The organism is Clostridium sulfidigenes (assembly GCF_052067195.1).
Lineage (GTDB): Bacteria > Bacillota > Clostridia > Clostridiales > Clostridiaceae > Clostridium_J > Clostridium_J sulfidigenes.
This window is the reverse complement of record NZ_JBQHQR010000007.1, coordinates 77,884-103,358: the sequence shown is the minus strand read 5'-3', so window position 1 is coordinate 103,358 and position 25,475 is coordinate 77,884. Positions and strand designations below refer to the sequence as shown.

Below are 25,475 nucleotides of genomic sequence, written 5' to 3'. Positions count from 1 at the left end.
ATTAGGAGGATTATTTGTGAATAAGAAAAAAATCATTTTGGGAATAGTTATTTTAATTTTCTTTACTACAATTGTATGGATTGACATACCATATATTTTTCCTACAAATAACTTAATGTCAAAAAACAACTATGAATACACCTTTAAAAATGTTTATGCATATGATTATACCTATAGACAAGAAGATGAAATAGATTCAGATTTTCTAGATAATTTCATTAGGATAAATAATAATAAAGATGGCGAAGTAGATAAGTTAGTCAGTATAATTGATGAGTTGTCCTATAAAAAAGCTAGGAGACCTAAGGATTGGTCTAAATATAGTCTTGAATTTGTAGCAAGCTATGATGAAGATGAATATACTACTTATACTAAAGGCGTATTTTATATTACGTTTTATGATGATAACGTAATTAGTTTTCAAGAACAAGATCAGCATAAGGAAAAATATTACAAAATCCAAGATAAGGATTTTGATATTAAAAAGATTATGGAAGAGCTAAAATAGTTATTTAATATAAAAAATTAGTAAAAGACAATATTTAAAGCATCTCTTTATAGGGGTGCTTTTTTACATGCATACATTTTATTGTAATTATGCTACAATAAGTATATGTAACCATGTTTGCAAATGAAAAATTGTAAAATATGACGTACTAAATAATTTATGTATTCTATTTTAGGGGGTGGACTTGTGACTGATAACAATAGGCTTTATTGGCTTGGAAATGAAGATATGTCTCTCAATAAAAATACAATTAGAATATGTGGAGAAATAACTCTTGGGTACTATGGAGGTAATTCTGATAGTGGTGCATATAAAAATGAGGATGGTGCATTGATACTTTGTAGCAGTGACAATGCTTGGCGATTTGCCTTGCTACTTGATGCACATGCAACAAGCGAAAGTGCTAACTTAGTTCTTGAAACAATAAAAAAAGAACAATATCATTTAGAGCAAATTTTAGATATGCCAATTCAGAATGTTTTTATACAATTGCATAAATTCTTTTTTAATATATTTAGCAGTAAAGAATTTAAAGAAAAGTGTAAGTATATAGAAGGCGAGACTGCATGCCTAATAGTAGCTCAAAAAGAACAATATCTTTGGTGGATGTCTATAGGAGATAATCTTGTATATTTATTTCATCCAGAACTTATAGAATTAAATCAATTCGCACTTAACCAAAGACAATTCTATGAGTGGGTTGGAAAAGTAAATACTTTTGACTTAGATATTCCTTGCTATACAACAGGAACGAGATTATTAAGAGAAGGTCAGAACTACATATATTTACTTACTGACGGAGTATTAGAATGTGGAAATAGAACATTTGAAAATGGCAAACAATTATGTGAAATACTAACATTTGATAGTAGTATATCCCAAAATATATCAAGAGTTTTTAATGAGGTGCATAAACAAAAAGGTAGAGATAGTGCTACGATAATTGGTTGGTCTTATTTTAATAATCATGATGCACCAAAACCTACTGGCTAATCCCCCCTTATAGTTAAATATTTTAAAGACAAATCTCATATCAAAAATTAGCATAGGCTTTATTTCTCAATGTTCTTATACTATGAAATTAAATATAAAGTGGATGCCGTACTATTCAAACTGAATATGAGGTATTTGCAAAATATGTTATAATTACATCCTAATAGTATTAAATTAAGCGTTAACTATTATATTAAAAAATATAATATAAAAAAGTAACCCCAAAGTACAAATGGAGTATTTACACTTAGTTGTAAAGCTGATAATTACCCAAATTACAGTAAACTATTTGAGAACTATTATTTTTAATAATAAGGAGAATAAAATGGGGACTAAAGTATTATTATCAGGTGAACCTAGAATCGGAAAAACTACAATATTAAAAAAGATTATTCAAATGATAGGAGAATGCAATTGTATAGGTTTTTATACTGAGGAAGTAAAAAATGATTTTGATAGAATTGGATTTGATTGCGTAAGTTTAGATGGTAAACGGCAAAGAATAGCGGATGTTGATATGCCAAGTGATGTTAGAATAGGCAGATATGGTATCAATATAAAAGCATTTGAGGATTTTGCATTACAAACTATTAGCAATTATTCTAATAGAAATAAAATAATCATTATTGATGAAATAGGTCCTATTCAATTATTATCAACAAAATTCAAACAGCAAATATGTAATATTCTAAGTAGTACTAATTGTGTTACAGGAACAATTTTTTATGAGAAACATCCTGATATAGATGAGATAAAAAAACTTCCTGGAATTGAAATTTATTCAATAAATAATGAAAATAGAAATACTATTTTAGAAGACATATTTCATGAAATACAAGGATTAATTTAGCTTAATAGAGTTTTCTAATAGTATAAAATATATTATTAGAAAAGCAATCGAAAGGGTGAACTTCATGAGTGTATTCTACTCTTACTTTTAATATTTAAAAAATGAAGGAGAATAGAATGATTAAAAAATTTGATATAAGTAAATTAGATGATGTAATGGCAATCTGGCTTGAAACTAACATTAACGCTCACAGTTTTATACCGGAAGAATACTGGGTTAAAAATTATGATATGGTGAAACAAATGTTGCCATCTGCTGATATTTATGTTTATGAAGAAAATAATATTATAAAGGGTTTTATTGGAATTGTAGAACAAGATTATATAGCAGGAATTTTTGTGAAAAAAGAGTATCAAAAAGAAGGGATAGGACAGAAACTGATAGATCATTGTAAATCTAGGTATCCATATCTCCTATTAGATGTCTTTACAAAAAACAAAAGAGCAATAAACTTCTATGATAAAAATGATTTTATAGTTGTAGATGAACGTATTCATGAGGATACAAAAGAGATAGAGTATACTATGTCTTTTGGTGAAAAATAGTTTAATATATAATCAACATAAAGAAAGCGTATTGCAAAAAAATTCTGCAACACGCTTTTAAATTAGGAGGATTATTTGTGAATAAGAAAAAAATCATTTGGGGAATAGTTATTTAATATAGAGAATAGTAAAAGGTAATATTCAGAGCATCTCTTTATAGGGGTGCTTTTATTAAAATTACTTTAAAATATGAATTTATGAAATGGCTCTAATATGGTTGATAGAGTAAAAGTATTAAGTGGTGGGAATATGAATATAGATTTTGTAAGTGATGATATTAACTGGAAACAGAATCAATGTCACTGGAATGTTGAAGATAAAGAAATAAACATAAATGTGAGGTGAAGGGAATGCCAACTGTGATATTTGAATCAGGTTTAGGCGATGACAATGGAGTTTGGAAGTTAGTTCAGAAAGAAATTTCAAAAACTACAATAACATTTTCTTATGATAGAGCACAGCTGAGAAATAGTGCTACAGGTGATTTATCAAGAACAAGTTTAGAGCAAGTTCACGAGTTACATACCCTTTTAAATAAAGCAAAGGTTAAAGCACCCTATATTATAGTTGCACACTCAATAGGAGGCTATAATGCAAGATTATTCGCTGGTACATATCATAAAGAATTAGCTGGTATTATATTTATTGACTGTTCACATGAAAATCAATTTGAAGATAGGGTAAACCGTTCTTCTGCTGAAGAAATAGAAATGGTGAGAAAACAATTGATTGGAGAAGAGCAAACTTTTGATAAATTATTAATGAGTGCTAAGCAAGTAAAAGAAATAAGAAAAAAGGATGCTTTAAGGAATATTCCAATAATTGTACTTACTGCTGACCATAAAGGTGAAGAGTCTGCTGCCATTTCGGAAGAAACTTGGTTAAGCTATCAAAATGACCTATTAACATTATCGGATTATAGTAAACACATCATGGTTAAAGATTGTGGTCATTATATACAGAAGGATAAGCCTCAGATAGTAATTGATGCTATAAATGAAATAGTTGATAAAATGCTTTGAATACATACATTTTACTGAAATTATGCTGCAATAAGTATATGAAACCATGTTTGTAAATGAAAAATTATAGGATAGAACGAAGTAAATATTATTTATATTTTAAGATATAAAAGGAGTAAGAGAATGGAAAGAAAAATACGTAATTCTGCAAAGGCATTGATTATTAAAGATGGGAAAATGTTAGCATCAAAAATCAATGATAACGGTGATATTTTTTATATAATGCCTGGAGGTGGTCAAGAATCTGAGGAAACTTTGGAAGAGGCTGTTAGAAGAGAAGTTAAAGAAGAGTTTGGATTGATTGTTGAACCAAAAACCCTTGAATTTGTAATTGAAGGAGTAACAGGGGAGTCATTTCATAGAGTTGATTTAGTATTTTTGTGTGAGTACATCAAAGAAATACCTGATGCTCAAATTACTGGTGATTATAATCAAATTGGATTTGATTGGTTACCTATTGAAAATCTTATGAATGAGCCACTATATCCTTCAAAATTAAGAAAACAGATAATGAATTTATATAATGATGAAGAAACGGTAGTATATCTTGGAAATGAGAGTATGGAATAAATATTTGCTAATCCATATTGAACCTACTGATTCTGGTAAGAGTACTACGTTAAAATGTTTAATTGGAATACTGCAACCGACATTAGGAAGTGTAGAAATTGAAGTGCCTAATTGTGATATAGAAAGTGTTATTTATGGTAGTAACTTTTGTAAATATAAACATACATTATATAGCATTTATGCTATAATAAGTATATAACATTGAAACTATAAAATATAAGTGTAAAATCTTTAAACTACCTTATAAAATTAGGAGGATTATTTGTGAATAAGAAAAAAATCATTTGGGGAATAGTTATTTTCATTTTCTTTGCTATAATTGTATGGATTGACATACCTTATATTTTTCCTACAAATAACTTAATATCAAAAAATAATTATGATTACACCTATAAACAAGTAAATGCATATGACTATACCTATATACAAGAAGATGAAATAGATTCAGATTTACTAGATAATTCAACTTGGATAGATAATACTGAAGATGACAAAGTAAATAAGTTAGTCAGTATAATTGATGAGTTATCTTATAAAAAAGCTAGGAGGCCTAAGGATTGGTCTAAATTTAGTCTTAATTTTATGGCAAGCTATGATGAAGATGAATACACTACTTATACTAAAGATGTATTTTCTATTACATTTTATGATGATAACGTAATTGGTTTTCGAGAACAAGATCAGCATAAGGAAAAATATTACAAAATCCAAGATAAGGATTTTGATATTAGGAAGGTTATGGAAGAGTTAAAATAATTATTTAATATAAAAAATAGTAAAAGGCAATATTTAGAGCATCTCTTTATAGGGGTGCTTTTTTATATACATACATTTTATAGTAAATGAGCTATAATAAGTATTATAATTATGATTGTAAATGAATAATTGTAGATAGGGCCAAACATTTATTTAAAATAAGAAGGAGAAAATAGTATGGATATAAAAACAATATCGTCTGAAAACTTGGTTTTCTACTGTCATGGTTGTTAGAGGGGAATTGTTTGATATGGCAAAACTTTACCATAATGCATTAGATATTTCAAGAAAGTTAAAACCAACAATTCCTTTGATTGGAGACTTTGATATACCCGTAAAACACGAAATTGAATTTGAAATGGACTTATTTATGTAATAATACGTTAGTTAGCAACTTCCTTAATAGAGTTCCTAATATAGACTATTGTAGTTTATAGGATTTTATTTAACAATCAGTATTAGATAAATACAATATTGAGAATAGAGTAACCAAACATCGAAACTTTAATTTGTATTATATGTTATAATAGTTACACAGTTTGTTACAGACATACTTCAATAAATGTACAAATGGAAACAATGGAATGTAATTCTAAGTTATTTACAGTGAATAGGAAGTGAATTAAATGAAACTTATTATATATCATGGAAGTGATAATATTATAGATAAACCTAATTATGAGGGTGGAAGAAAATTTAGTGATTTTGGAAGAGGGTTTTATGCAACTACTAATATAGAAATGGCTAAAAGCTGGGCAACTCGTAAAAAAGATAAACCAGCCTATGTTAATAAGTATATGTTTAATGTAGATGGTCTTAATTCATTGACTTTTGATTTAGATATTCATTGGATATTGTTTATAGCTTACAATAGAGGACTTATATTAAATCATGAGATTAATCATATACTAAATAAAAAATATGAAAATATTCATGAGTATGATGTTATAATTGGTCCTACTGCAGATGATAAAATGTTTGATACTTTAAATTTATTTTTTAATAATAATATAACTATAGATCATTGTCTTCATGCTCTAAACTCAATGGATTTAGATGTTCAATATAATATAAAGACTCAAGCTGGTATACATGCAGTGGAGTTTAGTAGTGCTACTCAATTAGATGAATTAGACAAAGCATATTATTCTAAAGAAGTAAGAGCTAAAAAAGATATAATGAATAAAAAGATGACTTTTATAAGACAAAAGTTTGGTAAGGTAGGTAAATATTTTGATGAGTTAGAGGGAGTTGATATTAATGGATGAATATTCAATGGCTTGTAGACACCTTGGACAATTCTTCAAGTTAGCAGTGGAATATAATATGGATGAAGTAGATTTTACTTTAACTGCCTTAAATAGTGAATATAAGCAGGGAATTGAAATATATCAACCTCAATGGTATTCACAAAGTCAATATTACTACTTTGAAGAATTTATGGAAGAAAATAAGGTTAAAGAAAGAGTCTACAATGAGGATGAAATAATCTATGAGAAGGAAAGGATGTATTGGCTGGGATATTGTCTACAAGATTGGAGCAATAGAGCAAAGGTAACAGGTGAGGAAATCGCAGCTGCTTTAGGAGAAGATGGAGTTAAACATTTAATAAGAAATTATAAAATCTATCATACTGTAGACCCAATGTATGTTTTAGAGGATTGTCAGGATTATTTAGGAATAAAATTATTTAACGGCTTTGATTAAAAATCAGGGCTGTTTATTTTAGCGCATCTCTTTATAGGGGTGTTTTTTTACATACATTTTATTGTAATTATGCTACAATAAGTATATGTAACTATGTTGCAAATGAAAAATTGTAGGAAATGTGTATCAATAATAGAATTTGATTAATAAGAAAAATGGAGGAAAATTTTATGAAGCCAATTTTTAGACAGACCCAATTATTTACATTTTTATTGTATTGTAATGATGTTGAATTAGAAAAGAAGGTATTGCAGTTAAAGAGATTTATAGGGTATTGCCTAAAGGTGGACTAGCATTTATGAATTTTCCATCAACAAGTGATTTTCGAGCGAACATGGGAGAGAAGGTTAGAGCTGGTGAATACCTACAAGAAGAACATGGTGAGAAGATATTACACAGCTACTTTGAAGAAGATGAAGCAGATGAGTTTTTTGACGAATTTAAGGTTATTTATAAAGAAAAGAGAATTTGAGATGGTTATGCAAGCAAAGATGTGAAGATAACATTAGGATTTATAGATTATATTATTGAAAAGATATAGATTCACTGGAGATTGTTAGTATGACTTCTAAGTTTTCATGCTATTTAAGTTTCAATAAATCTCTTAATAATGCACTCAAGCTGTTATGACGCATTCTTCTTAAATGATGTACTGTCTGTAAGAAGTAATTGAGAAGTGTAATTTTAATATTATACAAAACACTATAGAAACCTTAATATGCAAATAATTTATAAAATTAAAAGTGCATAAAACTTTACACTAATTTATCTAATATGGGGGAGCATAAATGGAAAATAACAAAGTGGAATTAAGGACACCTAAGTTTGAAGAGTTAGATTATAGAAGAAAACTTTTATCAGATAGAGAAACAATGACTTACAATATAGGATATGGAGACACTGATGGAACAGGATGTATAGATTTTAAGGAAAATACTTGGAGAGACTGGTTTTTCCGATGGATTAATAATATTCCAGAAAGATATTATGCATATATTATTAAGATTGATGAAAATTTACCTGTTGGTGAGGTCGCTCTAAGATATGTCAGTGAAAAAAAGTCCTACAGCGTTAATATAATAGTCGAAGCAAGACATAGAGGCAATGGATTTAGTGAACAAGCTTTAAGATTATTAGTTGATGTTGCTTTCAATGAGTTAGGAGCAGATAAGGTATTCGATGATTTTCCAAAATCCAGAGTATCAGCAGAAAAAGTGTTTAATAAAGTAGGGTTTAAAAGAGTTTCAGATGAAATTGTTGAATTAACTAAACAAGATTATTTAAGTAAGCAGACCGTATAATACAATGGGGATAAAAAAAGTGAAAGAGTAGACTTGAAAATCGAGAGGGATGGATTTAAATGAATGTAAAGCAAGTTAGCATTTTTATATTACTACTATTAATTATATCTTTATTGTACTGCACCATAGGACCAGGTATAACTATACTAATATTAGCAATAATGCTTTTTGCATTATCTATATTATTTACTTTTAAAGCAGAATACTATGATAAGTATTTAGTAATAGTAAACCCAAAGTTATATAATGCATACAAAGAAAAAGGAAGGGACTTCATTAGAAAAAAGAGAATTACAACTATAATAGGTTATTATATATTGACTGTTTTAACAGGATTCAATGCATTTATGCAAATAAGGTTAATGAATGAAATGGGTACAAAATTATTATTTAGCTTTAATGAGTTTTTACCATTTGCGTTAGTTGTTTTAGTAGTAGTATTTATAACAAATTATATTTGTATTTATATAGCAAAGAAATCTAAAACAGCCGGTGAAGATTTAATGTGGAATATTATTGTAGGAATTATACTTGCTATTGCTTTAATGATCTTCACCACATTCTATATACTTGGAAAATTATAGGGGGTGTATTTATGTTATTAGACCAAGTTCTTTGTATTATATTGATACTAATAAGTATATTTATAATTATCAAACCTTTGAAAATTATGAACACTATTAGAACTTTGTTTATTCTACAAGAGTTAGACAAGGATGACCCTAAAGTTTTTTTCTATAGATTTTCTGGTATAGCAGGAGTAGTAATTTTTGGACTACTCCTGCTACAGACATTTTCATATTAAGAGATTTTAATTTTAGTTTGAAACTATAGCATATTCTTCACTCTTGGAAATAAAAATTAAAAAATTTAATTGTAGGAATTGTACTTGCTATTGCTTTAATGATCTTCACCACATTCTATATACTTGGAAAATTATAGTCGGTTAATAAATAATGATTTTAATGGTGCCATGGGTGATAAAATAGTTATGGAAAAGATGAAGAAATAATGGCTCATAGAAGAAATGATTATAACACTGCAAGAGAGAGGCATACTCAAAGATTTAATAAGGGAATTAGAGATTGGACATCTCCTAGTGCGGTATCACTTAATATTACTGAAGAGGTCTAGGAAAAGCTTAAGAATAAAGACACCCTATTTTAAAATACCTAGTATTTTAGAATAGGGTGTCTTTTTTAAAATGCAACTGTAAAAATTATAAACATGGATTTCATATGAAAATAGAAAAAGGTTATCTATCTGCGTCCCAGCCTAACAAGAATTTAACTATCTTCATCTTGTGCATCCATAAATTTTGATTTGCATTAATTTTAGATAATCGCTTAATTTAAAAGGGCTTTCCCTCTCAAATTTTTAAACTCGACTTTTATAGCTTCATCTTCTGCCTGATGGTTTAAGCTTTTTTGCCAGGCAATGTAATATGACATTATTTTATCTTCATATTTAGCCCAATCATCTTCATTGATTTTTAAAAATACACTGCTACCTACTTTTGCTTGCTGTTCTTGTGTGGTTTCTTCTACGCTTTTAGTTTCAATAATTTCAATGATTTCTTCAGACAAGGGAATTCCCTTTGCTGCATTGCTCCATTCACCTTGTACACCAATAAAAACCCCACCTGCCACAAGCAGCAAAGAAACAAGTAAAAGCAATAAACCGGTTTTAAAATTTCTTTTCTTAAAGTAAAGACATCCAAACAATATCCAAATTGCTATAATAAATCCCACTGCACCTATAACGGCTAATATAGTTCCAAAATTATTCATATTTTACTCCTTAATCTATACGTCATCTTTGAATCCATTCAATATGAAGCTCTATATTTATACTCTATTTTTAAAATTTTATTTTAAAATAATTATTTCCCATTAAAACTTGTATTCTTGCTATTCTTTCATTAACCCTAATAATTACAAATATAAAAACATCCCACAGGGTAATTTAGGGACACAACCACCTTGCAAATATTTTGCTTAGTGGTTATTTTTATATTTTATCATAGCAAGATCATTGCTTCAACCATTTAATTCAGTTCACTATCCAATCTATTTAAATTTTTAATCATCCCTAAAATCTGATTTGAAAAGTTTAAAATCCTATCTTTAAAGGTATTTTTTTCAGCTATCCCTGGGTGTGATAAATAAATATATAATATATTGTAAATCATGTTATAATTAGTATAATTAAAACTATACTTAAGGAGGAAGAACATGGAAGACTTCAATATAAAATTTAGAGAAATGAGTGATGCTGAATTTGATAGATTTGCTCAGTGGGATATTCTAGATTATTCCAAAGATTTAATAAAGGCGGGTCTATCTAGTGAAGAAAATGCACTGGAGGATGCAAAAAAAAGTTTTAATGAATTGCTCCCACAAGGAAAGGGCACAAAAGATAATTATATTTATGTGATTGTAAATAAGGACAATGAAAGTTTGGGATTTATCTGGTATCAAAAGTATAAGGAAGATATAGGGTTTATTTGCGATTTTTTAATACTTGAAAAGTACCGTAAACAAGGTTATGGAAAACAGACCTTGCTTATGCTTGAAAAAGAAGCAATAGAAAAGGGGTTTAATAAAATATTACTCAACGTTTTTAAATACAATAAACCTGCTTATTCACTATATAAAAGTTTAGAATATGAAGTTAGAGATGAAAAAAATGAGAATATATCTATGTTGAAAGATTTGAAAATTACTAATATTTAACCGAAAGAGAACTATGAAAACCACAAGAACCTATGGAGTATGCAAAAAAATAAGGGGGATTACTATGTATCAAGTATATGAAACAGAAAGGCTTGTTTTAAAAGTTATAGATGGTTCATTTGCTGAACTAGTATTAGATTATTTTAATAGAAATAGAGAATATTTAAGAGAGTTTGATCCATTAAGAAGTGAGAATTTTTATAAATTAGAAAATCGTAAAAATGCAGTTGAACAGGAATTAATTGAAATAATTGATGGTAAACAATTAAGACTATGGATTTTTAAAAAAGAAGATATAGGATATGAAAGGATAATTGGAACAATTTGTTTTAGTAATATAACTAAAGGGTTTTTCTTATCATGTTATGTAGGTTATAGCATTGATTGTAGTGAAGCAAATAAAGGATACATAACAGAGGTATTAAAGAAAGGAATAGCTGTTATGTTTGATGAATATAAACTTCATCGTATTGAAGCTACAGTAATGCCTAAAAATATATCTTCATTAAAAGTTTTAGAAAAACTTAACTTCAAAAATGAAGGTTTATCTGAAAAATATCAAAAGATAAATGGGAAATGGGAGGACCATTTGCATATGGTTTTATTAAATCCAATAGTTGAGTAGTATCAGTTCTTGTTTCTTATATAAATAAGATTATTCGAATAATAGATAGATAGATAAAACTTAGGAGATGAGATAAATGAATAAGATGCAAATTAAAAAAATTGTGAAAGAAAATCTTGGAAAACACTTAAATTGTGAACAAGAAATCTTTGATCATAATGGATTAATTTTTCATAAACCAATTAAATTAAATGAATTTCAACAAAATCCATTTTTTGAAATTACGAACATTGAAAAAACAATTATTGTATCAGCTTCAGATGAAATTATGGAAAATGTGAAGACTTTATTAGTTGGGAAATCAAGAGATGAGGTATTTGAATGTCCTTTAATATATGGTCAATCAATTTATTATATTCCTGATATGAAAGAGATGAAATTATGTGATTTATTACCACAATACGAATATTTCTATTTAGAAGGAAATGAGATAAATAAATTAAGAGAAATTAAAGGATTTAATAATTCATTAGAGTTTGATGAATGTGGAAATGCATCTACTGCAATTGTATTTTTTGCTATGAAGGATGGAGAAATCATAGGACTTGCTGGTGCATCTAAGGAATACAATAATATGTGGGAAATGGGTATAGATGTAAAAGATAATTATAGAACAGGTGGTTTGGCTACAGTACTTGTAAATCATTTAATGCATAAAATATTAAGCAAAAACGTTTTACCCATATACTGTGCATCATCATCTAATATTGCCTCACAAGCAGTAGCTCATAGAGCTGGGTTGATACCTTACTGGATAAGCACATATAAGAACATACTTGATGGCAGTTCATCTTATAATGAATTAGTGAAACTATTATATTAATATTACAAGGGAAATAACAAGCAATTTACAACTTCAATTTTTTATGTGACAGTTCAATAGGAAATTAGAGTTTAGATTAATAAATATATTTAAATAGGATTTCAAAATAATTAATAATGGGGGATAAAAATGATAAAAAACGTTTATACATCTGAGGAAGTAATTGATTTTATATGGGAATTAAGTCAGGACAATATACATGCAAGTTATCCAAGGATAAACTCAATAGAGGAGCTTAAAGGAGAACTTGAAAAGGCTCTAAATGAGAAGAATCGTAATATAATAGCCTATTATCAAAATGATGTACTATGGGGCGTATGCACTTATTTTTGGATACCTGATGAAAAATATGCACAAACACTACAGTTTTTAATAAGAGAAGATTATCAACAAGTTGCAGATGAAATGATTCATTACATAAGTAAGGAATTATCTGGATATAAGCTATTTATAGGGGTACCATTTTCTAACGAAAATGCAAACCAATATTTTAAGAAAAAGAATATAGAATGTATCGAATCTAGTATTGTGGCAAACTTATATAATTTAAAAACTCATTGGAATCAAAGGCATGATAACGTAGATAAAATTACTAAAGATAATTTTGAAGAATATGCTATATTTCATGATAAACACGCTATTCCATTAGGTATTTATTACAATAGCACAAATTTGAAAAATGATATGGATTATTTTCAAGTACTTGTCTTTAGAAAAGACGAAGAGATTCATGGAAGCATTTTTACTAAGGGTAACAAAGACTTATCAGACGTTGTTGGTTTATTTATTGATAATGAATATAAAAATAAAGGTATTGAAAGTATTTTAATCAATGAAATGCTCATGGAATTATATAATGAATTTGGTTCCGTAAAAGAAATATTATATTTTGTTGATGAAGATAATAGTGACGAACTAAATTTTGTGTTGAATGCAGGTTTTGAAATTAAAGAAAGATATAGATGCTATAGATGTATACTTTAGTTTACTAAATTATTATTTAATAAAGATTAGCAATATTCATACATCATTAACCAATTAAAAAATAATTAACGTCTTTAAATACTGAATATTCAGGAGAAAAAATTATGATTGAAGAAGCAATAGAAAAATACAATTTTGTAAATCCCACATCAAGATTTGTGCGTCATAATGAAAATATGACATATTGTATTACTGATGATAATGGACAATATGTTCTCAGGATACATAAACCATCAAATGGTTTTTCTGTGGATTTTTTGCGTCTTGGAGTTGCACAGGATAAGTTTGTTGAAAGTGAAATGGAAGTACTTACTTATCTGGAAAACACTTCTCAATTAGGTAACCAAAAAGTAGTTAGAAACAAAAGTGGAGAACCTATTACCACTTTAAGGGATGGAAGTCTGGTTACTGCTTTGGAATGGGTAAAGGGTAAGACTTTAGAAAATATGGAAATTACCAATGAATTAGCCTTCAGGCTAGGATGGATGATTGGTAGTATTCATAAATCTATGAGTAAGGTAAAGATAGAAAATAGATATATATATGGAGCAAAAATGATTGATAAATTATTGGAAGAGGTCAGGTATGCAATAGCAGCTAAGCATTATGATAAGGAGCATGGGGCAATTATTATAGATACTTTATTAAAAATTAAGATGAAGATGGATAAAGATAAAAATAGATTTTCTTTTGTTCATGCTGATCTTGGAAAATCTAATCTCCTTTTATGTAATGAAGCAATAGTTCCAATTGATTTTTCATTGTCAGGATATTGTCTTCCAGAAATGGATTTAGCATCAATATTCAGTCATATCAATAATGACAAATTAAATAAAGAAATTTTGAAGGGTTATGAATCCTATTGCAGTATAAAGGTTGATGAAAAAGCTATTCAAACATGTTTAAGCTTACAGGTACTATTATTTATCATCTGTCAACATGAAAAAATTTATAATCAGCCATGGATTGAGAAATCAATGGAACGTTGGTGTAATGATATATTTTTACCATATCTTAAAGATTAATAATTATACAAAAGGGTTTGTGGTAAAAGGAGAAAATACTGAAGAATTTCTACAAAAAAAGCATGAATATATAGGGTTAACATATAGTATGAGTTTATTATATTTAGTATTAAAAAATAATTGATTAACTTATTTGATAGGAGAGAAATTTATGGAAGACAAAAGTATAGAAATAAAAAAAGACATAACTAATATATTTAATAAGGTATCAGCAGTTTTTGATGGTAGTGGTCCAAGATACTTTACATATTTTGGAGAGAGATTGGTTGAATTTGCAGGTGTAAAGGAAGGCGAAAGAGTTTTAGATGTTGCATCAGGAAAAGGAGCTTCACTTTTTTCAGCAGCAGAGAAAGTTGGAAAGAGTGGAGTTGTTACAGGTATTGATATAGCTGAAGGAATGGTTAATGAAATTGATTTAGAAATGCAACGCCGAGGTGTAAAAAATGTACATGTAATGGTAATGGATGCTGAAAAATTAGAATTTGCAAATGAAACTTTTCAGCATATACTCTGTGGATTTGGAGTATTCTTCTTACCAAATTATAAAGTTGCCTTTCATGAATTCATGAGAGTCCTAAAAAATGGTGGTCGATTCTCATTCACTACATTTCTTAGAAAAAAAGATGAAAAATTTATGTGGCTAAATGAATTATTTGATAAATATTTACCTGTATTTGAAGATAAATTAGATGAATATCAATCAGAGGATATCCCTGAATTTGATACAGAAGAAGGTTTATATAAAATTTTGAATCAAGCTGGATTTAAAAATATACGAGTTATAAGTGAAGAAAAAGTTTTTATATACAAAGATGAACAAGAATGGTGGGATAAACTTTGGACTCATGGCGCTATAAGCACACTAGAAAAGATACCAAAAGATATGCTTGAAGACTTTAAATTAGAAGTTTTTGAAAAACTTAGAGAAATGAAAGAAGCAGGAGGCATACCACATACAAAGTCTGTTTTATATGCCTTTGGAGAAAAATTATAAATTCTTCAAAAAATTTAGATACCGTACTATTCAGTAATGTGTAAAAGCATAAAATTAGTTATATATTAGTTACGTTACAATTTGTGGATATTGCGAACTAATTAAGGAAAATATGTTCTTTGAAAATTGAATAATATGGTGTTTGAAAATATGCTATAATTAATTAAATTACATTAAAAAAGAGGTTATATTTAATAAACTAATGAATTAATAGCAGTTGAAGGGACGATATATCAATGGAGTTTAGAATTATTAACAAAGAAACTTGGGATAGAAAAGAATATTTTGAACATTATTTTTTAGGAATTCCATGCACATATAGTATGACTGTTAAATTAGATATTACAAAAATTAAAAACTCAAATCAAAAGTTATATCCAACAATGCTTTATTATATTACAAAAGTAGTTAACAGACACAGTGAATTTAGAACATCTTTTGATGTCAATGGACAATTGGGAATTTTTAATGAAATGCTGCCTTGTTATACAGTGTTTAATAAGGATACAGAAACATTTTCTAATATATGGACAGAATACTATGAGGATTATGAGGTTTTTTGTGAGTTGTATGAAAAGGATATTAAAGAGTTTGGCTCAGCAAAAGGAATGATGTCAAAGCCCAATATACCTATTAATATATTTCCAGTATCAATGATACCTTGGGCAACATTCGAAGGATTTAATTTAAATCTGCAAAAAGGATATAATTACCTACTGCCTATTTTTACAATGGGAAAATATTATGAAGAAAAAAATAAATATATTTTGCCTTTAGCTATACAAGTTCATCATGCAGTATGTGATGGATTTCATGTATGTCGCTTTGTGAATGAATTACAAGAATTAATAAACAAATAAATATTAATTTATTATTAGATTAAGGTAAATTTATAGTAATACTTTTAAAATATTAAATAGAAAATTTTTATATTAAATTATTGGAAACACCGTACTATTCAAAGTGAATATGCGGTATTTTTTATTTCACAATTCAAGAAAATAATGAAATAACTGAGGGGTAGGATAACCATATATTCTTATATAATTGTTCTTTGAAAATTGATTAATATGTGTCGGTAAATATGTTATAATATGGTAATGCAATTAAATGTAAATAACTATTGTACAAAAATATGAACTTGTTTTATAGTAATTGGAGGGAAAAAGTGAAAATTTCGGGAAATTGGAACATTAATAATCTTACAATGCGTAAGGCTTAAATGATGAAAATAAAGGAGGAATTGATAACAACAATTTGTCAGGAATAGTAACACGTAAGCGTGATATGTGGAATGGTCGTTCTATACTACCAATAGTATCTTTATTAAAGTATATATAGCTTTAATAAAGATTTAAAATTGAATAGTTCGGTTCTGAAGCATCTCCTTAATGAGGTGCTTTTATATATATAAACATACATTTTATTGAAAATATGCTATAATAAGTTTACAATTTTAAAATTACAAATGAACAATTGTAAACAAAGGTGAAAATTATTTATATTTTATGAGGGGAGAAGTTAATGTGTATTATATTTAGTGTGACTACGGTGAGTGATGTTGAATTTATACGTTCTTTATTTACAAATGAGGAGTATGAACTATATTTTGCTGAAAACAATACGTCTGAAGACGAATGGAAAGAACGATTCGAACTTTTATCATGTAAGGAAAACTATATAATCTTGGATATCGAAACGGGCAATAAGGTTGGCTGGATTATGTATCAAATCCACGAGAATGAATGCTATTTGGATTTGATTGTATTAAAATATGGACTCATTGGTAAAGCATACGGATATCATACCATTAAAAAAATGGAGGGCATTATAAAAAACCAGGTAAATTGCATTAAACTTGATGTGCAGCAACGAAATACCCGTGCGTTAAAGTTTTACCAACGATATGGTTTCTACATTGTTGGAGAAGAAGAACAGCCTTTGGATGATGGTTTTCAACCATACTATAAGTTGAAGTATGACATCTTAAAATGAGCATAATATGAAGTCGAGTTAAGTTGCTTTCTTATTATAAAGATAAGTATTTAAAACCAAAAATGAAATTGGCTAACAATTATAAAGAAGGAGATTATGATGCTTATAGAAAAAAATAAATCCTTTAAAAATAATTTAGAAGGTAAAGTTATACTTTTAACTGGTGCAGGGGGTGGGATAGGTTTTGAAACTACAAAAGCATTGGTTTATATGGGCGCAAAGGTTATTATCGCTGAAATAGATAAACGAAAAATATTATGCGCACAAAGCGCTTTAGATAGTATATTTGGTAAAAACTCTGTAGAATTTTATGAAATTGATTTATCCGATGAAAATCAGATATATGCTCTAGTTTCTCATGTGAAAGATAAATATGGTCGCATAGATGTTTTATTTAATAATGCTACCATAGCTACTATGGGAACCGTAGAAGAAGTTTCTATTGATGTATGGGATAAGAGTTATGCCGTTAATTTCAAAGCACCATTACTATTAACACAATTAGTTTTGCCACTCATGAAACAAAAGAGTTCTGGGACAATTGTTTTTGTTTCATCTTCTGGTGCTGCGCCTTTTATGGGAGCATATGAAGTCTTTAAAACAGCACAGGTGGAATTGTCTAATACACTATATGGAGAATTGGAAAGTACAAATATAAAAGTATATACTATCGGTCCAGGACTCGTTAAAACAGAAACGGCAATGAAGGGAATAGAGCTTGTGTCATCTCATATGGGAATAACAACAGAAGAATTTTATGAAATGAATGAAGATCACATACTTGGAGTTGAAGAGGCTGGCACTGGATTTGCTATATCAGTTTTAATGGCTGATAGATATAACGGTCAAGAAATTGGTGCTATACAGGTTTTGTCTGATTCTGGCTTACTTCAAAAATTAGATAGTAGTGAAAACACTAAAAGTAATGATTATCAAAACATTATTCCAACTGTTCTGAATGTGGTAAAAGTTTATAAAGAACAATATTATGGTTGGATGAAAAGAAATGTTTTTGAACGTCAATGGGTATTGCGTGATTTTAAGAAAACAGTAGGATATTCTGCTGACCAGTTTCTTAAAATTATGCAACACATTCAATACGTAGTTAATAATGAAAAGATTCAAGAGATAAGCACCTATTCATCTAATTTTCAAAAGTTGATGGAATATTATAAGCGACAATATACATTGCTACAAGGATATGAAAAAAACCCTGAAAAACTCAAAGAATATTCTATAACACTTTTGCATTATATTGAGGATTTAAAAACTATTTGTGATATTTTACTTAATAATGAAAGCTGAATAGAATTTTATAATCAGCCATGGATTGAGAAATCAATGTAACGTTGGTGTAATGATATATTTTCACCATATCTTAAAAATTAATAATATAACAAAAAAAGTTTTTAGGGGGTTAATATGAAAACAAATAAAGCAAAATTTCTTATTATATTACTATCTCTTATTTTAATAACATTTACAGGTTGTGAAAATGATCAGATGACTAAGAAACCTGTAATTTATTTGTATCCAACTTCAGAACAATCAGTTAGCGTTAAACTAGATTATAACGGAGAGCTTACTTGTACTTATCCAGAGTACAAAGATGGTTGGAATGTAATAGCAGAGCCTGATGGTACATTAACTAATATTGGAGATAAGAGAAAGTATTCTTATTTATATTGGGAAGGGATTTCTAAAAATCAATGGGATATGTCAAAAGGGTTTGTTGTAAAAGGAGAAGATACTGAAGAATTTCTGCAAGAAAAGCTTGAATACATGGGGTTAACTCCAAGGGAATATAACGAATTTATAGTGTATTGGCTACCAATTATGCAAGAGAATAAATACAACCTGATTACTTTTGCAGGGGAAGAGTATGAAAATGTAGCTAAGCTTAATATAACTCCAAAGCCAGATTCAATATTAAGAATAATGATGCTCTTTAAATCATTAGATAAACCTATAGAAATAGAAGAACAAGAAATTAAATCTTTTGAAAGAAAGGGATTTACCGTTATTGAATGGGGTGGAACAGAAGTGAAATAGGATGAAAAAAGATTATTTATATTTGATAAAAGAGGTGATATTTTGAAATTAGTACTTATAATCGGAGACAGTGCTGTTGGCAAAATGACAGTGGGACAAGACCTAGCTAAAATTACGGATTTACGTTTATTCCATAATCATATGATGATTGAACCTGTACTGGAGATATTCGGATATTTTAATGGAAGAGCTATCTCTGGCATGAGAGAAGTTATTTTTGAAGAGTTTGCAAAATCCGAACACTATGGATTAATTTTCACATATATGTGGGCATTTAATCAGCAATCTGATTGGGATTATGTTGAATATGTTTGTGATATTTTTAGAAAATATAATGCAGATATATGTTATGTGGAGCTTGTTGCGCCTCAAGCAATCAGATTAGAAAGAAATGCCACTGAAAATCGTCTGAAAAATAAAATCTCAAAACGAGATATAGAACTGTCAAATCAAAGGCTTATAAATGATGATAACAAGTATCGTTGTGTAAGTAATGATGGTGAGATTCCTTATGATAACTATATAAAAATTGACAATACTAATCTTTCGGCGGAAATTGTTGCACAGATAATAAAAGATCGATTTGAGCTGTAATATCTGATTAGAATAACTATAAACTTTAATTCGTATTCTTCTGATATTGCTTATAAGTCATGTGACATATTAAAATGAAAAAAATATATCCTTGCCTAGTTTTAAATATAAATAGGTGTATTTTTACCTATATAAATAGGTGTATATTTACCTATTTATATAGGTAAAAATGGATATAGAAAACTATTTAAATATAAAAATATGAACCTATTTAACTATGTATATATTTAACTATTAAACTATTTGTTGTGTTCATGCGGGTTTCAGGGGTTATCTATTTTGGAAAGTGACATGAAATTGTTTATAAATAAGTTAGTAGGTTGATTTTTCAAATGAATAATTGTAGAATATTGTTCACTAATTGTGTTTTAAAATTAGATTGAATTTTATAAATATGGAGGTTTATAGATGTACAACAATAGAAAATTAGTTCTATATATTGCAACAAGTTTAGATGGTTACATAGCGACAGAAGATGATTCCTTGGAATGGTTGTTTAAAACTGAAGGCGAAGGAGATAATGGATATTCTGAATTCTACAATACAGTTGATACTATTCTAATTGGTAAAAGAACTTATGACTGGATTATTGAAAAAGAAAAAGGTAAATTTCCTTATAAGAATAAAAAGTGTTATGTATTTTCTAAATCAGAAAAAGGTAAGAATGAAAATGTAGAATTTATTAATCAAGATGTAGTGGAATTTACAAATAAAATCAAAAGACTGGATGGAGGAAACATATGGCTTGTTGGCGGTGGTGTTCTTCTAAATTCTTTTATTAAAGAAAGGTTAGTTGACGAATTTATCATTACTATATCACCTACACTAATAGGTCATGGAATACCTTTATTTAAAAAAAATGATTTTGAGTTAGAACTAAAGTTAAAGGGGATAAGGAGATTCAATCAATTTGTTGAACTCTATTACGAGATGAAATAAAACAATTAATATTTAGTTCACAATTTTCTTAAGTGATGTACTATTTGTAAGATGGAGTTGAGAAGTGTAATTAGTATAGTACTAATTAGCCTTTTACACTAAAGGTAATTTAAAATAGTACAAAAGCCAGTAGTATAACACTATTGGCTTCTATATTATAGGTTATTACATGCTAGCCATGTTTTTACATTCAGTAGCACATTTTTTACATTCTTGAGCACATTTTTGACAATGGTCATCTTTAAACATTTCACATTCTTGAGCACATTTATCACAAACAGTAGCACAAAGTTGACAGTGCTCTTTTGTAAATTGGCCATTCATAGACATCATTGCTGATGACATTTGGCACATACATGCACATTCAGTAAGAATGCTTATACATTTCTTTCTTGCTGCAACATCAGGCTCGTTTAAACATGCTGTAAAGCATTCATGACATGCCTGTGCACACTTGTTACATTCATCAATACATGGTTGAAATTTATCTGTTGACTTAGTTACTATTCCCATTATATAGTCCTCCTAAAATAGTTTTATAGTACAAAATTTATTATTTGTAATAGGCTAATTATTATTCAAATATTGTTTGTAGAAATGATTCCCATAAATAAATGTCTACAGATGTTTCATTAGATAAATAAGAAATAAAGGCATATTAGATGATTAGGTTTCAATCTATTGATCAATATATTTAAAAAAGCAATTAATTGAACAACTTCTCAAGTATAATCATATGCTATATATATAAATATTTTAGAGGTATATATGGCACTTTATTTTGATTTAAAAACTATTGAAGAACTTATAGGACATAATTACTATAGACAACAGAAAGAATTTACATTACAGGAATTAGCACAGTTTGATGGAAGTAATGGGAAACCTGCTTATGTTGCAATTGAAGGAATAGTATATGATGTGAGTAAAGTAGCAGAGTGGGCAGGTGGAAAACACTTTGGTAATACTGCAGGTCAAGATTTAACCAGTGAATTTAAGGCTTGTCATGTAATGACTAAAGTTGATAAGTTACCTAAAGTTGGGATACTTAAAGAATAAATTATTTAATGGCTTTGATTAAAAATCAAGGTCATTTTTGCTTTAATATACATTTTATACTAATTATGTTATAATGAATCGAGTTCCTTGCTCCACTTTGAAGGAGATGGGAGTATTAAAATCTGATAGTCATGGGATAAATTGGTTACTTTTATGATGTAGGTAATGAGTTGCAAGTTTTAGGAGCTAAAAATTAGCAAATGACACTTTAAGAATTCAAGACTATTTATTTTTAGAGAGGTGATTTTAAATGAGAAAAAAATATTTAATTGTTATGATAATTACTTTTATTATTTGTATTACTGGTTGTAGTAATTCAAGTTCAAAAATTGATAATTATCTCAATACGGGGAAAACAATAGATTCAAATGCGAAAGATATTATGCCAGAGCTAGAGGACTTGCCTAAATATGAGGATATCAAATATAGATATACGCATAAGTCCCTATTGATTTTTGAATCTGACTCTGTTGCATTAATTGTAAAATATGATGATAATACCTTTGAGGGTGAAAAGAAGAAAATAGACGAGCAATATACTTTTTTAGATAAAAAAATCAAGTCTAGTTTTGATGAAAGTAAATATTATATTCCAGAATATGAGTTTTCTTTAAGAAGCTATGATTTTAGGGTTGTAGACGAAAATGATACTTCAAATACGGAATTTCCTAAATCCTTTGGAATGATTGGAGTATCTGAAGATAAAAAAAGTATAGCTTATTTATATTTTTATGATTCAGACTTAGACTACATAGGAGATGAAGATGAAAAAAATCCTATGGCTAACTTCATTAGGGAATATTTTAAATATAAATTTTAGAAACACATTTAAAGTATAGTAATTGTAAATATATAATTGCAAGGAATTTCACCTTATGATTATCACATAACTCTATATTGAGGTATGAAGGAGGATATATGAACAAAGCAAAAATTATGATTTTAGGTACATTTCATTTTAAAACTGAAGAGAGTACTAACATTATTAAAATTCAAGATGACACGCGCCAGAATGAATTAAAAGAAATTATAAAGAAAATATCTAAATTTAATCCAAATAAATTATGTGTTGAACTAAGGCCTAGTGAAGAGGAGCAATATAATAAACTCTTTCAAGAATTTTTATATAAATCTAATTTAGATTTAAGTAAGAGATTAGCTGAAATCGGTATAAGAGGAGCAGATTATAGCATTAATGATGCTGTAGATGAACGTATTAAATTTGCTTTTGATATAGCGAAATACAATAAATTAAATTATATATATGGTATTGATTATTATGATGGTTGGGCTCAACCTCTTGTATTTGAGAAAGCTAAGGAAAATCATGATTTATACAAGAATCTTAATGAGTCATTTATGAAATTTGCAAATAAATACTATGGATTATTTACAGAAGAAACAACCATTGAAGATATATATAAATCTTTTAATAGTAAAGAGTTTAATGAGTTCCAACATGTAACATCATTCCTACCTTTTAATGATATTGAAATAGGAGATGACTCTATAGGGATTGACTTCGTTGCTTCATGGTATAAAAGAAATCTTCATATTTTTTCTAACTTAAAGCATATCTGTAATGATGACGACCGTGTACTAGTTTTATATGGTGCCGGTCATTTAAAGCTCTTAAGAGATTTTATAAATGATTCTCTCGATTTAGAGTATATAGAAGTTTTACCATATTTAATATAAAACGTAATTCCTTTATTTTTAATGAACAAATTAAGGTTAAATTTCTTACTTTATATTTGGATATTATTATTTAGAAATTTTATATTAACTATGAGAAGAGGTATATTGATGGATAGCGTTAAATTTGCAGTATTTACTGATTTACATTATGATCATATCCATGATGGTTATGAAAGGCTTGAAAACTTAATTACTAATGTAAAGTATCAAGAGATTGATTTTGTTATTCAACTTGGGGATTTTTGTATGCCTAAAGAAGAAAATCAATTTTTACTTGATATCCTTGATAGTATAGGGAAGCCTTATTATCATACCATTGGTAATCATGATTCTGATTCATTCCCAAGAGAAGAGGTTATGAAGTTTTTTAAAATGGACAATAGTTATTATTCATTTAAAATGGACAAGATTAAGTTCATTGTATTAGATACATGTTTTATAAAAACTGATAATGGATATATACCCTATTGTAAGAGAAACTATGATAAGTCAAAGGACATATATCCAATTCTTCCAGATTATGAATTTAATTGGCTGGAAGAGCAGTTCAATGATGATAGTGAGTATTACATTATTTTTTCACACCATAGTTTTGAAAATGAATTTGCTAAAAGAGGAGTATATAACAAGGGTGAAGTTAGAGATTTGATAAACAGAGTAAATGATACAGGAAAAAAGGTGCTTTTATGCCTAAATGGTCATGACCATGGAGATTCTCTTGAAAAAATAGGACAAACATATTACTTTGGTCTTAATGCTATGTCATATATATGGGTTGGCCCTGAATATGAGCATTTCTCTTACTCAAAGGAAATACATGAAGATTACCCTTTTTTAAAAGATTTAGTATTATATAATGAGGGGCTATATGCCATTGTTACCATTAACAAAGATGGTGGCATACATATACAAGGCATCAATGGAAGCTACCAAAATGTCACCCCAAAAGACTTGGGTATTGGTGATAGGTGGAATGGTCGTTCTATACTACCAAGAGTATCTTCTTTAAAGGATATATAGCACTTTTATGATTCTCTAAACTACCGTATTATTCAAAATTGAATTTTACGGTAGTTTTTTTTATTTCTCAATTTAGATATATTATTAAATTTGCAGATAATGCAAATCAATTAGTAAAATATGATCTTTATAAAATGAATAATGCTGTATTAGAAATCTTTCATATAACATAAATATACAGCCTCTTTTATTTTAAAAAATATTTTTAAAATTATAATAAAAATATTTGACAAATATGAAGAAGATACATATACTGAATATATAAACATATGAACATGTGTGCATACATTCTAATGAGGTGATATATAAATGAATAACGAAAATGAAATAATTAGTACCTGTAATTGTAATACTATCCATGAAGATGTGATTAAGAGAGTAAAGGAAACTATTCCAGATGAAGAAGATTTATATGAATTAGCAGATTTATTTAAGGTTTTTGGAGATAGTACAAGAATAAAAATAATTTGTGCATTATTCCAAGCAGAAATGTGTGTTTGTGATATTGCGGCGCTACTTGGAATGAATCAATCAGCAATATCCCATCAGTTGAGAGTTCTTAAACAAACTAGGTTGGTTAAGAATAGAAAAGAAGGTAAGGTTGTATACTATTCCTTAGATGATGATCATGTTAAGGGGATATTTGATCAAGGATTAGAACATTTATATGAGAAATAAGT

Annotated in this window: 37 protein-coding genes; 35 read left to right on the top strand and 2 right to left on the bottom strand. The window is 28.1% G+C overall.

Features of this window, described 5'->3' with window-relative positions:
* Positions 1–16: 16 nt before the first annotated feature.
* The 18 genes from ACTNBA_RS10180 (at position 17) to ACTNBA_RS10095 (ending at position 9,386) form a co-directional block, all read left to right on the top strand.
* On the top strand, positions 17–508 hold the full coding sequence (locus tag ACTNBA_RS10180; RefSeq protein WP_441073866.1) for a hypothetical protein: 492 nt from the start codon (positions 17–19) through the stop codon (positions 506–508).
* A 186-nt stretch (positions 509–694) separates the two neighbouring features.
* The gene (locus ACTNBA_RS10175; protein ID WP_441073865.1) at positions 695–1,501 is read left to right on the top strand and encodes a PP2C family serine/threonine-protein phosphatase; all 807 of its coding nucleotides are present in this window, start codon (positions 695–697) and stop codon (positions 1,499–1,501) included.
* A gap of 325 nt (positions 1,502–1,826) precedes the next feature.
* The gene (locus ACTNBA_RS10170; RefSeq protein WP_441073863.1) at positions 1,827–2,351 is read left to right on the top strand and encodes an NTPase; all 525 of its coding nucleotides are present in this window, start codon (positions 1,827–1,829) and stop codon (positions 2,349–2,351) included.
* Between the two features lie 116 nt (positions 2,352–2,467).
* Positions 2,468–2,896 (top strand): N-acetyltransferase, encoded by a 429-nt coding sequence (locus tag ACTNBA_RS10165; RefSeq protein WP_441073861.1) that lies wholly within the window; start codon positions 2,468–2,470, stop codon positions 2,894–2,896.
* Between the two features lie 213 nt (positions 2,897–3,109).
* Complete coding sequence (locus ACTNBA_RS10160) at positions 3,110–3,241, top strand: hypothetical protein (protein ID WP_441073860.1); 132 nt, start codon at positions 3,110–3,112, stop codon at positions 3,239–3,241.
* A gap of 5 nt (positions 3,242–3,246) precedes the next feature.
* Positions 3,247–3,918, top strand: a complete 672-nt coding sequence (locus tag ACTNBA_RS10155; RefSeq protein WP_242844096.1) for an alpha/beta fold hydrolase — start codon at positions 3,247–3,249, stop codon at positions 3,916–3,918.
* Between the two features lie 123 nt (positions 3,919–4,041).
* Positions 4,042–4,488, top strand: a complete 447-nt coding sequence (locus tag ACTNBA_RS10150) for an NUDIX domain-containing protein (RefSeq protein ID WP_346846858.1) — start codon at positions 4,042–4,044, stop codon at positions 4,486–4,488.
* Positions 4,472–4,687, top strand: coding sequence for a hypothetical protein (locus ACTNBA_RS10145; protein WP_441073858.1), 216 nt, complete (start codon positions 4,472–4,474; stop codon positions 4,685–4,687). Before ACTNBA_RS10150 ends, ACTNBA_RS10145 begins: the two co-directional genes overlap by 17 nt.
* A 65-nt stretch (positions 4,688–4,752) precedes the next feature.
* Positions 4,753–5,244, top strand: a complete 492-nt coding sequence (locus ACTNBA_RS10140; protein ID WP_441073857.1) for a hypothetical protein — start codon at positions 4,753–4,755, stop codon at positions 5,242–5,244.
* Positions 5,245–5,494: 250 nt separating this feature from the next.
* Positions 5,495–5,620 (top strand): hypothetical protein, encoded by a 126-nt coding sequence (locus ACTNBA_RS10135; RefSeq protein WP_441073856.1) that lies wholly within the window; start codon positions 5,495–5,497, stop codon positions 5,618–5,620.
* Between the two features lie 250 nt (positions 5,621–5,870).
* Complete coding sequence (locus tag ACTNBA_RS10130; protein WP_441073854.1) at positions 5,871–6,512, top strand: DUF3990 domain-containing protein; 642 nt, start codon at positions 5,871–5,873, stop codon at positions 6,510–6,512.
* Positions 6,505–6,951 carry a hypothetical protein gene (locus ACTNBA_RS10125; protein WP_346898380.1) on the top strand — a complete coding sequence of 149 codons (447 nt, stop codon included), beginning with the start codon at positions 6,505–6,507 and terminating at the stop codon, positions 6,949–6,951. The genes ACTNBA_RS10130 and ACTNBA_RS10125 overlap by 8 nt, the downstream gene beginning before the upstream one ends.
* Positions 6,952–7,121: 170 nt before the next feature.
* The gene (locus ACTNBA_RS10120; RefSeq protein WP_441073853.1) at positions 7,122–7,244 is read left to right on the top strand and encodes a hypothetical protein; all 123 of its coding nucleotides are present in this window, start codon (positions 7,122–7,124) and stop codon (positions 7,242–7,244) included.
* Positions 7,245–7,249: 5 nt separating this feature from the next.
* Positions 7,250–7,423 (top strand): hypothetical protein, encoded by a 174-nt coding sequence (locus ACTNBA_RS10115; protein ID WP_441073852.1) that lies wholly within the window; start codon positions 7,250–7,252, stop codon positions 7,421–7,423.
* A 316-nt stretch (positions 7,424–7,739) separates the two neighbouring features.
* The gene (locus ACTNBA_RS10110) at positions 7,740–8,252 is read left to right on the top strand and encodes a GNAT family N-acetyltransferase (RefSeq protein WP_441073850.1); all 513 of its coding nucleotides are present in this window, start codon (positions 7,740–7,742) and stop codon (positions 8,250–8,252) included.
* Positions 8,253–8,311: 59 nt separating this feature from the next.
* Positions 8,312–8,836, top strand: coding sequence for a hypothetical protein (locus ACTNBA_RS10105; RefSeq protein WP_441073848.1), 525 nt, complete (start codon positions 8,312–8,314; stop codon positions 8,834–8,836).
* 11 nt (positions 8,837–8,847) lie between these two features.
* Complete coding sequence (locus ACTNBA_RS10100) at positions 8,848–9,057, top strand: hypothetical protein (protein ID WP_441073847.1); 210 nt, start codon at positions 8,848–8,850, stop codon at positions 9,055–9,057.
* A gap of 206 nt (positions 9,058–9,263) precedes the next feature.
* Positions 9,264–9,386, top strand: a complete 123-nt coding sequence (locus ACTNBA_RS10095; RefSeq protein ID WP_441073846.1) for a hypothetical protein — start codon at positions 9,264–9,266, stop codon at positions 9,384–9,386.
* A gap of 212 nt (positions 9,387–9,598) precedes the next feature.
* Here the strand turns inward: ACTNBA_RS10095 and ACTNBA_RS10090 are convergent, their stop codons facing one another.
* Positions 9,599–10,042: a hypothetical protein gene (locus tag ACTNBA_RS10090; protein WP_441073844.1), complete on the bottom strand. Its 444-nt coding sequence runs from the start codon at positions 10,040–10,042 to the stop codon at positions 9,599–9,601.
* 444 nt (positions 10,043–10,486) lie between these two features.
* Between ACTNBA_RS10090 and ACTNBA_RS10085 the strand changes: the two genes are divergently transcribed.
* From ACTNBA_RS10085 to ACTNBA_RS10030, 12 genes are all read left to right on the top strand, one after another.
* Complete coding sequence (locus ACTNBA_RS10085) at positions 10,487–10,987, top strand: GNAT family N-acetyltransferase (RefSeq protein ID WP_441073843.1); 501 nt, start codon at positions 10,487–10,489, stop codon at positions 10,985–10,987.
* A 64-nt stretch (positions 10,988–11,051) separates the two neighbouring features.
* Complete coding sequence (locus ACTNBA_RS10080) at positions 11,052–11,612, top strand: GNAT family N-acetyltransferase (protein ID WP_346871515.1); 561 nt, start codon at positions 11,052–11,054, stop codon at positions 11,610–11,612.
* A gap of 76 nt (positions 11,613–11,688) precedes the next feature.
* Positions 11,689–12,435 (top strand): GNAT family N-acetyltransferase, encoded by a 747-nt coding sequence (locus ACTNBA_RS10075; RefSeq protein WP_441073841.1) that lies wholly within the window; start codon positions 11,689–11,691, stop codon positions 12,433–12,435.
* 129 nt (positions 12,436–12,564) lie between these two features.
* Positions 12,565–13,419 (top strand): hypothetical protein, encoded by an 855-nt coding sequence (locus tag ACTNBA_RS10070; RefSeq protein WP_441073839.1) that lies wholly within the window; start codon positions 12,565–12,567, stop codon positions 13,417–13,419.
* Between the two features lie 104 nt (positions 13,420–13,523).
* Entirely contained in the window at positions 13,524–14,444 is a 921-nt protein-coding gene (locus ACTNBA_RS10065) for a phosphotransferase enzyme family protein (RefSeq protein WP_441073837.1), read from the top strand.
* 151 nt (positions 14,445–14,595) lie between these two features.
* Complete coding sequence (locus tag ACTNBA_RS10060) at positions 14,596–15,438, top strand: class I SAM-dependent methyltransferase (protein WP_441073834.1); 843 nt, start codon at positions 14,596–14,598, stop codon at positions 15,436–15,438.
* Between the two features lie 236 nt (positions 15,439–15,674).
* Positions 15,675–16,298 (top strand): type A chloramphenicol O-acetyltransferase, encoded by a 624-nt coding sequence (gene catA / locus ACTNBA_RS10055; protein ID WP_441073832.1) that lies wholly within the window; start codon positions 15,675–15,677, stop codon positions 16,296–16,298.
* A 691-nt stretch (positions 16,299–16,989) separates the two neighbouring features.
* Entirely contained in the window at positions 16,990–17,433 is a 444-nt protein-coding gene (locus ACTNBA_RS10050) for a GNAT family N-acetyltransferase (RefSeq protein ID WP_441073831.1), read from the top strand.
* A gap of 96 nt (positions 17,434–17,529) precedes the next feature.
* Positions 17,530–18,738: an SDR family NAD(P)-dependent oxidoreductase gene (locus tag ACTNBA_RS10045; RefSeq protein WP_441073829.1), complete on the top strand. Its 1,209-nt coding sequence runs from the start codon at positions 17,530–17,532 to the stop codon at positions 18,736–18,738.
* A 117-nt stretch (positions 18,739–18,855) separates the two neighbouring features.
* A complete protein-coding gene (locus ACTNBA_RS10040; RefSeq protein WP_441073828.1) occupies positions 18,856–19,485 on the top strand; it encodes a hypothetical protein in 630 nt (209 codons plus the stop codon).
* Between the two features lie 84 nt (positions 19,486–19,569).
* A complete protein-coding gene (locus tag ACTNBA_RS10035) occupies positions 19,570–20,079 on the top strand; it encodes a shikimate kinase (protein ID WP_441073997.1) in 510 nt (169 codons plus the stop codon).
* A gap of 408 nt (positions 20,080–20,487) precedes the next feature.
* Entirely contained in the window at positions 20,488–21,018 is a 531-nt protein-coding gene (locus ACTNBA_RS10030) for a dihydrofolate reductase family protein (protein WP_441073827.1), read from the top strand.
* A 165-nt stretch (positions 21,019–21,183) separates the two neighbouring features.
* On the opposite strand, the gene ACTNBA_RS10025 is transcribed toward ACTNBA_RS10030, so the two are convergent.
* Positions 21,184–21,531: a four-helix bundle copper-binding protein gene (locus ACTNBA_RS10025; protein WP_441073824.1), complete on the bottom strand. Its 348-nt coding sequence runs from the start codon at positions 21,529–21,531 to the stop codon at positions 21,184–21,186.
* A gap of 255 nt (positions 21,532–21,786) precedes the next feature.
* Between ACTNBA_RS10025 and ACTNBA_RS10020 the strand changes: the two genes are divergently transcribed.
* The 5 genes from ACTNBA_RS10020 (at position 21,787) to ACTNBA_RS10000 (ending at position 25,473) form a co-directional block, all read left to right on the top strand.
* Positions 21,787–22,077 (top strand): cytochrome b5 domain-containing protein, encoded by a 291-nt coding sequence (locus ACTNBA_RS10020; RefSeq protein ID WP_441073823.1) that lies wholly within the window; start codon positions 21,787–21,789, stop codon positions 22,075–22,077.
* A gap of 250 nt (positions 22,078–22,327) precedes the next feature.
* Positions 22,328–22,897 (top strand): hypothetical protein, encoded by a 570-nt coding sequence (locus tag ACTNBA_RS10015; RefSeq protein WP_441073821.1) that lies wholly within the window; start codon positions 22,328–22,330, stop codon positions 22,895–22,897.
* A 98-nt stretch (positions 22,898–22,995) separates the two neighbouring features.
* Positions 22,996–23,775: a DUF5694 domain-containing protein gene (locus tag ACTNBA_RS10010; RefSeq protein WP_441073819.1), complete on the top strand. Its 780-nt coding sequence runs from the start codon at positions 22,996–22,998 to the stop codon at positions 23,773–23,775.
* 108 nt (positions 23,776–23,883) lie between these two features.
* Positions 23,884–24,795 carry a metallophosphoesterase family protein gene (locus ACTNBA_RS10005; RefSeq protein ID WP_441073818.1) on the top strand — a complete coding sequence of 304 codons (912 nt, stop codon included), beginning with the start codon at positions 23,884–23,886 and terminating at the stop codon, positions 24,793–24,795.
* Positions 24,796–25,104: 309 nt separating this feature from the next.
* A complete protein-coding gene (locus ACTNBA_RS10000) occupies positions 25,105–25,473 on the top strand; it encodes an ArsR/SmtB family transcription factor (protein ID WP_346846881.1) in 369 nt (122 codons plus the stop codon).
* Positions 25,474–25,475 lie beyond the last annotated feature (2 nt).

Excerpts from the sequence above, each read along its gene's own strand:
- ACTNBA_RS10170 (WP_441073863.1), top strand. The coding sequence starts at position 1,827 with ATGGGGACTAAAGTATTATTATCAGGTGAACCTAGAATCGGAAAAACT.
- ACTNBA_RS10165 (WP_441073861.1), top strand. The coding sequence starts at position 2,468 with ATGATTAAAAAATTTGATATAAGTAAATTAGATGATGTAATGGCAATC.
- ACTNBA_RS10160 (WP_441073860.1), top strand. The coding sequence starts at position 3,110 with ATGGTTGATAGAGTAAAAGTATTAAGTGGTGGGAATATGAATATAGAT.
- ACTNBA_RS10155 (WP_242844096.1), top strand. The coding sequence starts at position 3,247 with ATGCCAACTGTGATATTTGAATCAGGTTTAGGCGATGACAATGGAGTT.
- ACTNBA_RS10150 (WP_346846858.1), top strand. The coding sequence starts at position 4,042 with ATGGAAAGAAAAATACGTAATTCTGCAAAGGCATTGATTATTAAAGAT.
- ACTNBA_RS10145 (WP_441073858.1), top strand. The coding sequence starts at position 4,472 with ATGAGAGTATGGAATAAATATTTGCTAATCCATATTGAACCTACTGAT.
- ACTNBA_RS10135 (WP_441073856.1), top strand. The coding sequence starts at position 5,495 with ATGGCAAAACTTTACCATAATGCATTAGATATTTCAAGAAAGTTAAAA.
- ACTNBA_RS10130 (WP_441073854.1), top strand. The coding sequence starts at position 5,871 with ATGAAACTTATTATATATCATGGAAGTGATAATATTATAGATAAACCT.
- ACTNBA_RS10125 (WP_346898380.1), top strand. The coding sequence starts at position 6,505 with ATGGATGAATATTCAATGGCTTGTAGACACCTTGGACAATTCTTCAAG.
- ACTNBA_RS10120 (WP_441073853.1), top strand. The coding sequence starts at position 7,122 with ATGAAGCCAATTTTTAGACAGACCCAATTATTTACATTTTTATTGTAT.
- ACTNBA_RS10115 (WP_441073852.1), top strand. The coding sequence starts at position 7,250 with ATGAATTTTCCATCAACAAGTGATTTTCGAGCGAACATGGGAGAGAAG.
- ACTNBA_RS10110 (WP_441073850.1), top strand. The coding sequence starts at position 7,740 with ATGGAAAATAACAAAGTGGAATTAAGGACACCTAAGTTTGAAGAGTTA.
- ACTNBA_RS10105 (WP_441073848.1), top strand. The coding sequence starts at position 8,312 with ATGAATGTAAAGCAAGTTAGCATTTTTATATTACTACTATTAATTATA.
- ACTNBA_RS10100 (WP_441073847.1), top strand. The coding sequence starts at position 8,848 with ATGTTATTAGACCAAGTTCTTTGTATTATATTGATACTAATAAGTATA.
- ACTNBA_RS10095 (WP_441073846.1), top strand. The coding sequence starts at position 9,264 with ATGGCTCATAGAAGAAATGATTATAACACTGCAAGAGAGAGGCATACT.
- ACTNBA_RS10090 (WP_441073844.1), bottom strand. The coding sequence starts at position 10,042 with ATGAATAATTTTGGAACTATATTAGCCGTTATAGGTGCAGTGGGATTT.
- ACTNBA_RS10085 (WP_441073843.1), top strand. The coding sequence starts at position 10,487 with ATGGAAGACTTCAATATAAAATTTAGAGAAATGAGTGATGCTGAATTT.
- ACTNBA_RS10080 (WP_346871515.1), top strand. The coding sequence starts at position 11,052 with ATGTATCAAGTATATGAAACAGAAAGGCTTGTTTTAAAAGTTATAGAT.
- ACTNBA_RS10075 (WP_441073841.1), top strand. The coding sequence starts at position 11,689 with ATGAATAAGATGCAAATTAAAAAAATTGTGAAAGAAAATCTTGGAAAA.
- ACTNBA_RS10070 (WP_441073839.1), top strand. The coding sequence starts at position 12,565 with ATGATAAAAAACGTTTATACATCTGAGGAAGTAATTGATTTTATATGG.
- ACTNBA_RS10065 (WP_441073837.1), top strand. The coding sequence starts at position 13,524 with ATGATTGAAGAAGCAATAGAAAAATACAATTTTGTAAATCCCACATCA.
- ACTNBA_RS10060 (WP_441073834.1), top strand. The coding sequence starts at position 14,596 with ATGGAAGACAAAAGTATAGAAATAAAAAAAGACATAACTAATATATTT.
- catA (WP_441073832.1), top strand. The coding sequence starts at position 15,675 with ATGGAGTTTAGAATTATTAACAAAGAAACTTGGGATAGAAAAGAATAT.
- ACTNBA_RS10045 (WP_441073829.1), top strand. The coding sequence starts at position 17,530 with ATGATGCTTATAGAAAAAAATAAATCCTTTAAAAATAATTTAGAAGGT.
- ACTNBA_RS10040 (WP_441073828.1), top strand. The coding sequence starts at position 18,856 with ATGAAAACAAATAAAGCAAAATTTCTTATTATATTACTATCTCTTATT.
- ACTNBA_RS10035 (WP_441073997.1), top strand. The coding sequence starts at position 19,570 with ATGACAGTGGGACAAGACCTAGCTAAAATTACGGATTTACGTTTATTC.
- ACTNBA_RS10030 (WP_441073827.1), top strand. The coding sequence starts at position 20,488 with ATGTACAACAATAGAAAATTAGTTCTATATATTGCAACAAGTTTAGAT.
- ACTNBA_RS10025 (WP_441073824.1), bottom strand. The coding sequence starts at position 21,531 with ATGGGAATAGTAACTAAGTCAACAGATAAATTTCAACCATGTATTGAT.
- ACTNBA_RS10020 (WP_441073823.1), top strand. The coding sequence starts at position 21,787 with ATGGCACTTTATTTTGATTTAAAAACTATTGAAGAACTTATAGGACAT.
- ACTNBA_RS10015 (WP_441073821.1), top strand. The coding sequence starts at position 22,328 with ATGAGAAAAAAATATTTAATTGTTATGATAATTACTTTTATTATTTGT.
- ACTNBA_RS10010 (WP_441073819.1), top strand. The coding sequence starts at position 22,996 with ATGAACAAAGCAAAAATTATGATTTTAGGTACATTTCATTTTAAAACT.
- ACTNBA_RS10005 (WP_441073818.1), top strand. The coding sequence starts at position 23,884 with ATGGATAGCGTTAAATTTGCAGTATTTACTGATTTACATTATGATCAT.
- ACTNBA_RS10000 (WP_346846881.1), top strand. The coding sequence starts at position 25,105 with ATGAATAACGAAAATGAAATAATTAGTACCTGTAATTGTAATACTATC.